Below are 11788 nucleotides of genomic sequence, written 5' to 3'. Positions count from 1 at the left end.
AAGTCATCTTTCTTAAGGTAAATTTCAGTCCAGACTTGCACTTGTACCAACAGCCAAATAGAGTTATGCGTTAAGGGTTTGCCATTATGGCAATAGTATTAAAACAACAGAGATTGCGATGATGCAGGATTTGCGTCTGATATTAATTGTTGTTGGTGCGGTCGCCATTATAGCGTTGTTACTGCACGGCTTGTGGACCAGTCGTAAAGAACGTTCTTCGCTATTTCGCGATCGTCCAGCAAAAAAAACCAAGAAACAGCGTGACGAACAGCCTCTGGCTGATCTAGATGAAGGCGTGGGCGAAGTTCGGGTGCAGCGTTCTAGCAACCCGGTGCAGAAACCTGTTGAGCCCGCATTTGGTCAGTTCAGCGCGTCACAGGATGAACGTCCGGATCCATTGGATACGGCTCGCGCACCTTCACGCCCTGCAGCGCAACCAAGCTCTGTCGTTCCAGAACAGCGTGAACATAGCGATCCGTTATTGGGTGATGCCTTGTTCGGTGAAGATGATGAAGATGATTACCGTCGTCCGAGTAAGCCGGTTCGTCATTCTCAGCCCGCCGAGCCTGTTATTCAGCCGAAGCAGCAGCCCGCGCATTACGCTGAAGAAGAGAATGAGCCTGAAGCTCCTCACGTAACATCGTCTTATGATGATGAATACGAGGAAGAAGCGCCGCAGGCTGTACCTGAAGTTGCGCCTGAGCCTGAGAAAATTACCGAAACTGTGTTAGTGCTGCATGTTGCTGCGCATCACGGTAGCGTGATTGGCGGTGAAGTGCTGCTGCAAAGCGTGTTGCAGTCGGGCTTCCAGTTCGGTGCGATGAATATTTTCCATCGTCATCTGAACCCAGCGGGCAGTGGCCCTGTGCTATTTAGCATGGCGAATATGGTTAAGCCGGGTAACTTCGATCCTGACAATATGTCTGATTTCACCACGCCGGGGATCTCCTTCTTTATGATGGTGCCTTCTTATGGTGATGCAAATCAGAACTTTAAGCTGATGCTGCAATCTGCACAGCGAATCGCTGATGATGTCGGTGGTGTGGTGCTGGATGATGAGCGCCGTATGATGACGCCGCAGAAGCTAGAGATTTACAAAGCGCGTATCCGTGAAGTTTTGGATAACACCGCGAAATAGCGCAACGGCGATAGAATCGAATAAAATGAAACCCCCGTATATCGGGGGTTTTTTATCATTAATCAATCATGGTGGATTATGACCTCAACGACTGGACCCCAACTCCAACAACAACTCGAACAGCTTAGAGCCGCGTTGCGCCATCATGAGTATCAGTATCACGTACTTGATGCCCCTGAAGTTCCAGACGCCGAATACGATCGCCTGATGCGCGAGCTGCGTGCGCTAGAAGAACAGCACCCTGAACTTATCACGCCTGATTCACCGACCCAGCGCGTGGGGGCGGCTCCGCTCTCGGCGTTCACTCAGGTTCGCCATGAAGTGCCGATGCTTTCTTTGGATAACGTCTTTGACGATGAGAGTTATTTGGCCTTCGATAAGCGTGTCCACGATCGTTTAAAAACCGCAGAGCCATTAACTTTTTGCTGTGAGCTTAAACTGGATGGTTTAGCCGTTAGCCTTCTGTATGAAGATGGCGTATTGGTTCGCGGAGCCACTCGCGGTGATGGTACGACCGGTGAAGATATTACGGCCAACGTAAAAACGATCCGCGCGATCCCTCTACGTTTGCAGGGCGATAATATTCCACGTCGCGTTGAAGTGCGCGGCGAAGTGTTCATGCCGCTCGCCGGTTTTGAAGCTATGAACGAAGAAGCGCGCCGTAAAGACGGCAAAGTTTTTGCCAACCCGCGTAACGCCGCCGCGGGATCACTGCGTCAGCTCGATCCTCGCATCACCGCTAAACGTCCGCTGACGTTCTTCTGCTATGGCGTGGGGCTGATGGACGGCGGTGAGCTGCCAGCTAGCCATTATGGGCGTTTGCAGCAGTTTAAAGCGTGGGGCTTGCCGGTTAGCGATCGCGTGAAACTGTGCACCGGTAGTGAAGAGGTCTTGGAATTTTACCGTCAGGTTGAGCAGGATCGACCCACGCTAGGTTTTGATATCGATGGCGTGGTGATTAAAGTTGATAGCATCGCGATCCAAGAACAGCTTGGCTTTGTCGCGCGTGCACCTCGTTGGGCCACGGCGTTTAAATTCCTCGCGCAAGAGCAGATGACCACGGTAAACGGCGTTGAGTTTCAGGTTGGGCGCACAGGGGCAATTACCCCTGTGGCACGTCTAGAACCGGTGCTGGTTGCCGGTGTTATCGTGAGTAATGCGACGCTGCATAACGCCGATGAAATCGATCGTCTGGGTCTGCGTATCGGCGATACCGTGATTGTGCGCCGCGCCGGTGACGTTATTCCGCAGGTGGTGGGCGTGGTGGAAGCTGAACGCCCTGAAAATGCGCAGGAGATTGTATTCCCGCTGCATTGTCCGGTCTGTGGCTCCGACGTTGAGCGTGTGGAAGGCGAAGCCGTGGCGCGCTGCACCGGTGGATTAATCTGCGGTGCGCAGCGTAAAGAGTCGCTTAAGCATTTTGTTTCCCGTCGTGCGATGGACGTTGACGGCATGGGCGATAAGATCATCGAACAACTGGTCGAAAAAGAGTATGTGAAAACGCCAGCCGATCTTTATCGACTGAGCGCCGGTATTTTAACTGGGCTTGATCGCATGGGGCCGAAGTCGGCGACGAATTTAGTGAATGCGTTAGACAAATCTAAAGAGACTACGCTGGCTCGATTCCTTTATGCGCTGGGCATTCGTGAAGTGGGCGAAGCAACCGCAGCGAATCTGGCTGCGCACTTTGGCTCATTGGACGCTTTGCGCGAGGCCGACGTTGAGGCGTTGAAAGCGGTGCAGGACGTGGGTGAAGTGGTGGCGAAACATGTGCGTCACTTCCTAAGCGAAGAGCATAACCAGAAAGTGATCGAGGAACTCATCAGCCCAGAGATTGGCATCAACTGGCCTGCGCCGCAGGTGGTGGTGGCTGAAGAGATCGACAGTCCGTTTGCTGGTAAAACTGTGGTTCTGACCGGATCGCTGAGCTTGATGCCGCGTGATGAAGCGAAAGATCGTCTGGCGGCGTTGGGCGCCAAAGTTAGCGGCAGCGTTTCTAAGAAAACCGATATGGTTATCGCGGGTGAAGCCGCAGGCTCTAAACTGGCGAAGGCACAAGAGCTGGGTATTCCGGTGATTGATGAAGCCGAGATGATCCGGCTGTTAGGCCTGTAAGGCGTATTGGCTGCGATAACGTTCAATGACAAAAACGCGATCGGCTCCTCTCAATCGGGGGGAGCTAGATGACGGACAGAAATGTAATGGAAAAAGAAAACCTGATTGAAATTGCCAATATGGTGATGCCGTTTGGCAAGTACAAAGGTCGCGTATTGATTGATTTACCGGAAGAGTATCTTTTGTGGTTCGCCCGCAAGGATGAGTTCCCGCAGGGAAAACTGGGTGAGCTGATGCAGATCACCCTCGCTATCAAAATTGAAGGTCTTGAAGGCTTAGTTAAACCGCTCAAGCGTCAACGTAGTTAAACGCAGTGCGGCGGCGTTAAGGGCAGTAAAATACTGTAATGCGTTTGTTTAAGAGATCGAGATACACGGGTCTACCACACCGCGGGGCGCTCCGGCGGCTTACGCCGCTACGACCCCATCGGTGTGCTCCCCCTAAAATCGAGCTTAAGTAAATTGTATTAAGTAAAATACCGCCCTTATGCTTATTTACTGCGGCTGAATATGCGTGATGTTGCCCGCTTCATCATGGATCACTTTGACAATTCGGTGCGCCTGCTCGGGATGGCTTTCCTCCATGCGTTGGTGCAGCTCATGCTTGCGCATTAGCATCAATACCCGCCATAGATAACGCAGCGCAAACCATAGCGCCAGAATGATCCCCATCGATATAATTATCAGGCTGTAATCGCCCAGCCGGTTTAGATTGCTCAGTAAATCATGGCTGTTAAGCATGTAGCGATAAAGGAAAAAAACAATCGCTAGCCATACCCCGATAATCAATAACGGTTGCCCAAAACCAAACCAAATGTAGAGCAGCATGCGCTGGCGCTTATTCACCGTAGAGGCGTTAAGGAAGCTTTTTGCTGATATTTCGATGATCGGATTTTCCATGTTGAATACCCCTGTCAGGACTAACCCATACCGCTCGTGTGCCTTGTCGGCGAAGCAGTACGGACGGAACGGCAACCAGACTGGTTACCACGTTGATTAACCAAAACATCAATGGATACCAAATCGTCCAGAGATAGCATTTCATAATCCCTCGGTCATAGCGTCGGTCGATAAGACAGCTGACTAATAGCTGCAATAGACAGGTCACACCGAGCACCATGCCATTCCAGACCGGAACGACCGAGATTTGCCACTTGATGGGCAGCGGGAAAAAGAAATCGGCAAACATCAATACAAAAGCAAAGGCCATGCAGTAGGCCCAAAAAATACTCACCACGTATTCGCAAAACAGAGGCAGCATCATGCGGTTGCGCGGAGTGAACATGGCGGGAAAATATTTGAATACGGTTTGTACTCCGCCTTTGGACCAGCGCAGCCGCTGGCGATAAAGCCCAACCAATGTTTCCGGCGTTAATATCCATGTGAGTGCGCGCGGTTCGTAGCGTATTTCCCAGCCGTGAGTCTGTAGCTTCCAACTGATATCAATGTCTTCGGTTAGCATATCGACGCTCCAATAACCCACTTCCTCGAGCGCGCTTTTACGAAATAGGGCGATAACGCCGGATACGGTAAATAGCCGACCAAAAACCTGCTGACAGCGTTTGATAAGTCCTACCGTGGAAGAGAATTCCCCTACCTGCATGCGCCCAAGTAACGAAGTGCGATTGCGGATGCGGGGATTTCCGGTTACTGCGGCCATGTGTGGGTTATCAATAAAATGGCTGACCAAAAAATGCAGCGCGTTAGGATCAAGAAGTGCGTCGCCGTCCATGCAAAGAATAAAATCGCCGGTGGCTAACTGTGCCGCTGTATTCAAACCCACGGCTTTGCCTTGGTTTTTATCCTGATGAATGGCCATTAAGCTGGGATATTGCTCAACCAGTTCATTAAGGATTTCGCCGGTGCGATCGTGGCTGCCATCGTTAACGGCGAGCACTTCATAGTTGGGGTAATTCAGATTTTGCAGATGAGCGATCACTTCGCGCACGTTAGGCTCTTCGTTATAGCAGGGCACGATAATGGAAATGCGCGGCGTTTCTGCCAGCGTGAAATCAGGATGGGTGAAATCATCATGGCGTTCGTAGACGACAAAATAGATCAGCCCTCCGAGCATCCATAGCCAAGCCATAAAGAACGGGTAGTAGAAGACAAAACCAAACAGCAGCGTCGGAATATCGGTGCTCAAAAAGTGGTTCATTGTTGATTGCTCCACTGCTTAGGCTTTTCGCGCACCATGCGGCTATCGCATTTAGGTAACGGTTTCCGCTCGATAACGTTGCTTTGCGCCGACATGAGCGGGCGGATCACTTCGATATCCGGCTGGTTGGTGATGAAGTCGTCTGGGTAATAGCCCAGATGACGGGCGCCGAGCGCGCGCAGCAACGTCAGTTGGTGTAGCAAAACGTCGTTGCTGACGGGGCGCTTTTTCGCCCAATCGTAACTTTGGAGTTCAAAAATGGTTTTTTGAATGCCTAATGGTTGAGCGGCCACTTTTTCATACAGTTCGGTGAGCCAGCGATCGGGCATGGTGGCCGATTCCATAAAGGGCATCGCCATCAGCGCGGTGTAATCATAGTTTGCCAAGAATTTAGGCAGGCTTTGCGCGTACCACTGCTCAGCCTGAGGATCCATAACGGGCTGGGCGTAAATATTACGAGCAGTCATTTGCGTCGCGGAGGCAAACTGATTTTTCTGCACTTCGCTAGCCAATTGATGGGTGAAGTTAATCAGAAAATCGATTTTTTTATCTGCCCACCTACGTAATAACGCAGGATTGGCGCGAATCTTATCGACATCGCTCGGTAATCCCCACGCTTGGTATTGGGCTAAGGCCGCAGGGCGAGTGTCTTCGTCGTCGCTCAGTGCGGCATCGTCATGAAATAGAACGCCCTGAAACGGCGTGTAGCGTGAGAGATCGTGATATAGCTGAGTGATTGTCGCTCGTACATCAGGCTCAAAAGGACTGAGGCGAGGATAGGGAAACGTGCTGGGCTGTGTGCCGCTGTGGGTTGAGGTGATCCACTTATTCGCTGCCGGATTATCCTTGGGCAGCGCGATGCTAAGTACCGGCATCCACGCGAATACGTTCACGCCGGTGCGAGTTTGTAATTGCCATGAGACGCGGCTGAATAGGTCGGCGCGCATCGGTAATACGCTGTTGGGAAAATAAACTTCTTTGACGAGACCGCTGCCGTCGGGATCGGCAAAGGCCTGTAGGTAAATGGTGGTTGGGGCAAGATCTTTGATGCGATCTAACAGGCAAGATAAATTCTTATCCTGCTGCTGAGGATCGGCGTCATAAACATAATCTAAATCGACCTGAACCACGCGTTCAACCGGATAGATATCGCCGTTGTAGTTGGCAGGTGCTCTGAGTTCCTGCTTGAGCACGCTGGTCGTGGTGTCGTAGCCGATCAGGATGCGGGTGATTTTTGAAAGCGGCTGCGAGGGCGGATTTGAACCAGAATCCAGTGTCAGCATGATAGGCATGCCAAGCTGACGGGCAATTTCTTGCACGGGTTGATGGTATGCGCCATAAGGCCACACCATAATTCGCGGGGCGTGACCGGTATATTGCTGAATGAGCCGCGAACTGTGAGCCAAATCCTCTTTAACTCTGGTTTGATATTCGGCCTCGGTTTCATAGCGCTTTTTATCTGCCAAATACTGTAATGCGGTGGCCGCCGGAAACTCGCTGCCCTGTGGGTTAGCTAATATTCCACGGTGTAAATTGTGGGTATGAGACGCAAATTCGACTAAACCAGAACGCTGCATTTCGGCTACTTCATTCCAATTCAGGAAATAATCACCGGGCAACTCTACCGTGGCGCTAATTTTTATTTTTTCATTAGCTGGGTGATTGACCCAATCGGTGATCAAAGCCTGCACAGCGGGATAGCCGTAGGCTTTGAGTAGCGGGAATACACGGGTATAAAAACTGCGATATCCGTCGTCGAAGCTTAACAGCACCGAACGCGGTGGCAGCTTTTTACCGCCTTGGCGTGCAGCAAAAATTTGATCGACGGAGACCATGTGATAGTTATTTTCCTTCAGCCAAGCAAACAGAGAGGCCAGCGTTTTCGTATCAATGGCGGTGGCATCAGGGTAGGTGGCAAAGCTGGCACGCAGATCGTCGCGCACGTCGTGGAAAGCCAATACGCGGAAAGTAAGGCCATCGTCGGGATCGGCAGGAGGCTGGATATCAATAGGCGGTAACGACTGCTCGGCAGCAAATGCTCCTTGAAGCAACAGTAGGCTCAAAGTAAAAATTAAGATTGAACGAAAAAGAGACGTCATAGCGTGCTTCCTAGAGGCAAAGTCAGTGACAGATAAAAGAGAGTCCGGTTTTCGCGTGATTCGTCGTAGCGATGGCTATTCAGTCCAATACCGTAAATTAATTCTGAGTGGGCACTCAGCGCCCATTGGTGCTCGAATCGCAGCTCAGTAAATAGGCTTGAGCCAAAATGGCGCTGCTGGTATTCGCCTGCGGTGAGATAGGTTCGCTGGGTGAAGTGACGCCGTGCTGATTGCCATGGTGTCCACTGATGTAGCAGAGTTACGCCTGCCGAATAGTCGCGCTCAGGGCTGAAATACTCCGCGTCAGGCAAGCTATTGCTGCTGGTGGAAAGCGTTAGTGTGCCCTCTAGCTGTTGGCGTGGGCGTGTCCACAACAGTTTGGTGGTTGAGGCTTGCCATGTTTGGCTAAGGTTTCCATCGCTCAGCCGTTGGTTTTGATAGGCCAGTTCTGCGGAGGCGGTGCTATCGGTTTGATAGCGCAGCGCGGCGCTCGTCTGCTTTGCGCTGATGCCGCTGTCATAGGCTTTCCACGCAAGTTCATTGCTGCTGTTATCGTAGCCTAGGTCGAACTGCCAATGGTCTGAAGGAAGGTAGCTAACCTGCGCCGCTAGACCTGTTTTCGCCGCATTGCCATTGCTGCGGTTGATTTCCATCGAACCGAGCCACTCAGTGGCACGAAAATCGACGCCCGCGCCGTTACGTATCCGTTTTGCTGTACCTTCTTCAGTTTTCCCTTGACCAGTAAATTGGTGCGCAAACAGCCGCCAATTCTTATTAATCGGTGACGAATAAAGTTGGCTATCGATTTGCCAATCATAATCACTGAGCGTGCCGTTACCGCGACCGCCACTGGTATCGGTGGTGAAATAAGGCAGCTGCTCATAGCGATAATTATCCACGAATTGAGCAATAGAATTGTCGTCTTCAAACCCTTGAGAGACTTGCTGATAGATCTCTTGGCTAAGGGCAAAGTCTCGTCGGGCAAGTGACGCTTGGGCTAGGCCAGCGCGAGCCTCAAGGCTGTCTGGTGCTTGATTTAAGGCGATTCGATAGGTTTGTGCAGCACGCGTGGGTAAATCGCGCAGCAAATAAGCCTGAGCCTGAGTAGTTACTAGGTCATCATTCATGGGGGCCGTATGGACCAACGAGTCTATCTGACGCTGGCCCAGTGTGACATTTCCACTATACAGCGTGTACTGCGCGCGCATTTTTTTTACCGTGGCGTAATCCTGATTCACCAGCCCTGGTGCGGCACTGAGTCTGACCCACTGTGGTGTATCGGGTTCTAATTTTGCCAGTAAAGCTTCGGCTTGCTCATAGCGCCCGCAGTCTAAAAGGGCATAAAACAGCATTTCCTGCGTGGGGATCGGCTCAATTTCCCCTGGTGCTGCATGCGCCAACGCATATTCATAGCTGGCTACGGCGTTTTCTGGCTGCTCTAACTGCATATATGCGTCGCCACGTGCTGCGCTCACATAGGCAGGAAGGGGAGCGAGTTGTTCTAGCTGATGGGCGCGAATGATCGCGTTTTTTGCGTCACCTTTTGCGCTAAGTGTGACTATTTGATCGCCGAGAACCTGTTGCTGCACGCGATTGGCGCTGTTTGGCTGCCCAAGCGTGGTCAAAAATCGTTGTTCTTCAACTAATGCCTTGTTTAATGGAGCAAGACGCAAGGAACCGTTATCGTTTCTGCTTTCATCTATGCCCCAGCGTAGTAAAAGGCTGAGCCGGTGTTGAGCAATCGTGGCTGCTTGTAATGCATTTTCATGGGATTGGGCCATGGAGATCTTTTCCCAAGCGAGAGTCGGCGCGCCTAATGACATCAATGTGCCTGCCGATATTTCTTCCGTGTCGGCTGTACACAGGGAAGGCGTTAATATGAGATAGGCTGCAAACATCGTGTATTCCCAACGAGGTCTTAAATAAATCACAAACGACACCTTTTCGGTTGTTACTGGATAACGGTGCGATGGAGGCAGAAATAAAGTAAGCACTTCATCATTAAGCTATTTATAGATAAATAAAATCTTAGGTAAGTGAATTGGGTAAGTAACGAAAATGCTCATTTAGGAATATTCTCTAAACTTTGTCTGTAGCTAATTGTTCTATAACGAGGGAATGGATGTAATGATTCCATGCAATGAATTAATAGTAGAGTGAAAAAAAGTATAATCATGTGATGTTAATGTTTAGCGACCATTTGCTCTCTTGTTATAAAACGTTATCTGCGTAAAATAATAATGGAAATCTGAATGCTTTAATGAGAATGGTCAGTGATGTGGTTTTATTTTTATATGGTGACTTCAATAAAATAATCACAAAATTTCCTTCATCAGAAATAGGAATTATCTTGCATGTATAGATATTGAAAATGCGAGGGGTTTTCGGGAGCTTTATATGGCACAAGGGAAAATAACCATCAGTACGATAACACACAAAATTGTTACCGTTGATGGTGAGGAACACACGTTACGTAGCAAAGAATATCAGATGCTATGCCTGCTTTTGGAGCGCGCGCCGTTATGTGTGACGCGGCGTGAAATCATTTCACACGTGTGGAGTGGGACGTACAGCGCAGATGCAACGATCAACCAAACAATGAAATCAATACGGCGCAAACTAGGAGATAAAGATTTCACACTGATACAAACTATACCTAGGATGGGGTATCAAATAGAGCATCCCGAGCTCTTTTCCTTAGAACCGGCGGTTAATCATGAGCCGATAATTCAGGATAGTAGCGGTGAAGATAAGCAATTAAACACACAATCTCACTATGAGGGTAAAAGGGAAAATGTACAAAATATTCTGCCAGTTATTAATGAAAATCAAAGAGTAAAACGCTGGGGAATGAAGCTGGCTATTGGCATGATCTGTTTTATTTGTGGCGTGGTTTGGCATGGCGTTGCCCCTTCATTTCCTTTACTGACAAAAATCAAAGAGCGTGATGAAATGTCTAATTCATTAATCTCCACCGTGGCTTCTGGCAAAGATAGTACGCTGCTCTATGATAATTATAGATTTGTTTGCAAGTATTCATGGCATGATGAATCGCAATTTGCTTTAGTCTGTACCAAGGTTGAATTACCCGAATCTAATACTTCTTCAAGGTAGCTATTATTATGTAAGTGATGTTATTTGTTTATTTCTTTGCAATAAGATTCATCCCAATATATGTGAAATTACACTTTCAAAGTGGATGAAAAGTTATATTTTTATTTCCCTGAGTGAAATTAAATTTAATGACAGAGAATATGATTAAAGTTATGTCCACATTTTGCCGTATATGTATATAAAGCAGTGCGATGGTTGTTGTAAAATCGTCTCGGGAGACTTCTTCGAGGTCTAAACAAACCCTAGAAAAGCTCAACGTAGAGAATCTCAACGTAGAAAAGCTCAAGCAGGCATAATGAATATACCTCCGGTGAATGCACGGTCTGACGCCTTACCTACTCTGCGAGGAGAAAAACTCACCGCGGAGATGCTGTCGGTTAAAATCGATCAGCTTCTTAACTTGCTTGAGCGTAAAGATATATCGCCTCAGCAGCGTGAGACGCTGATTCGAACATTAACCGCGTTACAGCAGGAACGCACGCTGCTCAGCCAGCTTGCCTCTGGCGCAAAAAATACGCCGCCAGCAACTCAGGTGCAAAATGCGCGTCCGGACGTGGCAACCGCTGCGCGCGCAACGACGGTTATGCAAAGCAATCAACCGGTTGTTATTGGTGATACGGCCAAAGCATTAATGAGTAAAAGTGAAATCCAGCATGCGATACAGGTCAATCAAGTATTGGATAAAGCATTAGGAAATCTTGCTCCAGCGTCTCAAACCTCTGATGTGGTACGTTCTCCGTTGGAGAACTATTTGGCCGTGGCCGCGCAAAATCCGGTTGTGAATGTGAAGCCTGATGAGTCTGATAACAAAATAACCTCAGTCATCGATCCTAAGCCGCTGTTTGGCATTATCCCGCAAGATTGGTTGCCTACGGGAATGCGCACGCCTGCACGCTCTTCAGGCTGGGTTATGTTTGTAGGAATTCTCGTTTTGTTGGGGGTGATGGTATGGATCTGGTGATATGAAGCTATGAAACGGAGAATTTAGGAAAGATGGGGAGGGGATAGGTTTCTTCGTTCGACTCGAACCTGCGGCAGGTTCTCATCCCACACGAATTTTATGCGGAGTATAAAAACAAAAAAACGCCTCTCGGCGCTTAATGTTTTATCTGAAATGGTGGGTCGTGCGGGATTCGAACCTGCGACCAATTGATTAAAAGTCAAC

Annotated in this window: 10 protein-coding genes; 5 read left to right on the top strand and 5 right to left on the bottom strand. The window is 49.3% G+C overall.

The annotated features are described in order from the left end of the window. Positions 1–118 precede the first annotated feature (118 nt). From zipA to RSC70_RS14535, 3 genes are all read left to right on the top strand, one after another. Positions 119–1138 carry a cell division protein ZipA gene (gene zipA / locus RSC70_RS14545; RefSeq protein ID WP_332542858.1) on the top strand — a complete coding sequence of 340 codons (1020 nt, stop codon included), beginning with the start codon at positions 119–121 and terminating at the stop codon, positions 1136–1138. A 78-nt stretch (positions 1139–1216) separates the two neighbouring features. Next, positions 1217–3253, top strand: coding sequence for an NAD-dependent DNA ligase LigA (gene ligA / locus RSC70_RS14540; RefSeq protein ID WP_332542857.1), 2037 nt, complete (start codon positions 1217–1219; stop codon positions 3251–3253). Between the two features lie 86 nt (positions 3254–3339). Continuing rightward, complete coding sequence (locus tag RSC70_RS14535) at positions 3340–3561, top strand: DUF3820 family protein (RefSeq protein ID WP_025800774.1); 222 nt, start codon at positions 3340–3342, stop codon at positions 3559–3561. A gap of 186 nt (positions 3562–3747) precedes the next feature. Here RSC70_RS14535 and RSC70_RS14530 read toward each other — a convergent pair whose 3' ends face one another. Genes RSC70_RS14530 through pgaA form a run of 4 tightly spaced genes read right to left on the bottom strand, consistent with a single transcriptional unit; the run spans position 3748 to position 9440 of the window. After that, positions 3748–4152, bottom strand: a complete 405-nt coding sequence (locus RSC70_RS14530; RefSeq protein ID WP_130998825.1) for a 7 transmembrane receptor — start codon at positions 4150–4152, stop codon at positions 3748–3750. Continuing rightward, positions 4109–5410, bottom strand: a complete 1302-nt coding sequence (pgaC, locus tag RSC70_RS14525; protein ID WP_130998826.1) for a poly-beta-1,6-N-acetyl-D-glucosamine synthase — start codon at positions 5408–5410, stop codon at positions 4109–4111. Before pgaC ends, RSC70_RS14530 begins: the two co-directional genes overlap by 44 nt. Then, the gene (gene pgaB, locus RSC70_RS14520) at positions 5407–7509 is read right to left on the bottom strand and encodes a poly-beta-1,6-N-acetyl-D-glucosamine N-deacetylase PgaB (RefSeq protein WP_332542855.1); all 2103 of its coding nucleotides are present in this window, start codon (positions 7507–7509) and stop codon (positions 5407–5409) included. The genes pgaC and pgaB overlap by 4 nt, the downstream gene beginning before the upstream one ends. Beyond that, positions 7506–9440: a poly-beta-1,6 N-acetyl-D-glucosamine export porin PgaA gene (gene pgaA, locus RSC70_RS14515; protein ID WP_332542854.1), complete on the bottom strand. Its 1935-nt coding sequence runs from the start codon at positions 9438–9440 to the stop codon at positions 7506–7508. The genes pgaB and pgaA overlap by 4 nt, the downstream gene beginning before the upstream one ends. Positions 9441–9906: 466 nt before the next feature. On the opposite strand from pgaA, the gene RSC70_RS14510 reads away from it, so the two are divergent. Then, complete coding sequence (locus RSC70_RS14510; RefSeq protein WP_130971599.1) at positions 9907–10623, top strand: winged helix-turn-helix domain-containing protein; 717 nt, start codon at positions 9907–9909, stop codon at positions 10621–10623. Between the two features lie 295 nt (positions 10624–10918). Continuing rightward, a complete protein-coding gene (locus RSC70_RS14505; RefSeq protein ID WP_234619053.1) occupies positions 10919–11584 on the top strand; it encodes a hypothetical protein in 666 nt (221 codons plus the stop codon). A 23-nt stretch (positions 11585–11607) separates the two neighbouring features. On the opposite strand, the gene RSC70_RS14500 is transcribed toward RSC70_RS14505, so the two are convergent. Next, positions 11608–11788: hypothetical protein (locus RSC70_RS14500; RefSeq protein WP_332542853.1), on the bottom strand; the 181-nt coding region annotated here is incomplete at its 5' end.

The organism is Hafnia sp. (assembly GCF_036648275.1).
GTDB lineage: Bacteria > Pseudomonadota > Gammaproteobacteria > Enterobacterales > Enterobacteriaceae > Hafnia > Hafnia alvei.
This window is presented reverse-complemented; position numbering and strand designations above follow the sequence as displayed.

Bases quoted from the DNA above. Each gene is read 5' to 3' on its own strand.
- RSC70_RS14530 (WP_130998825.1), bottom strand. From the start codon at position 4,152: ATGGAAAATCCGATCATCGAAATATCAGCAAAAAGCTTCCTTAACGCC.
- RSC70_RS14510 (WP_130971599.1), top strand. From the start codon at position 9,907: ATGGCACAAGGGAAAATAACCATCAGTACGATAACACACAAAATTGTT.
- ligA (WP_332542857.1), top strand. From the start codon at position 1,217: ATGACCTCAACGACTGGACCCCAACTCCAACAACAACTCGAACAGCTT.
- pgaC (WP_130998826.1), bottom strand. From the start codon at position 5,410: ATGAACCACTTTTTGAGCACCGATATTCCGACGCTGCTGTTTGGTTTT.
- RSC70_RS14505 (WP_234619053.1), top strand. From the start codon at position 10,919: ATGAATATACCTCCGGTGAATGCACGGTCTGACGCCTTACCTACTCTG.
- zipA (WP_332542858.1), top strand. From the start codon at position 119: ATGATGCAGGATTTGCGTCTGATATTAATTGTTGTTGGTGCGGTCGCC.
- pgaB (WP_332542855.1), bottom strand. From the start codon at position 7,509: ATGACGTCTCTTTTTCGTTCAATCTTAATTTTTACTTTGAGCCTACTG.
- RSC70_RS14535 (WP_025800774.1), top strand. From the start codon at position 3,340: ATGGAAAAAGAAAACCTGATTGAAATTGCCAATATGGTGATGCCGTTT.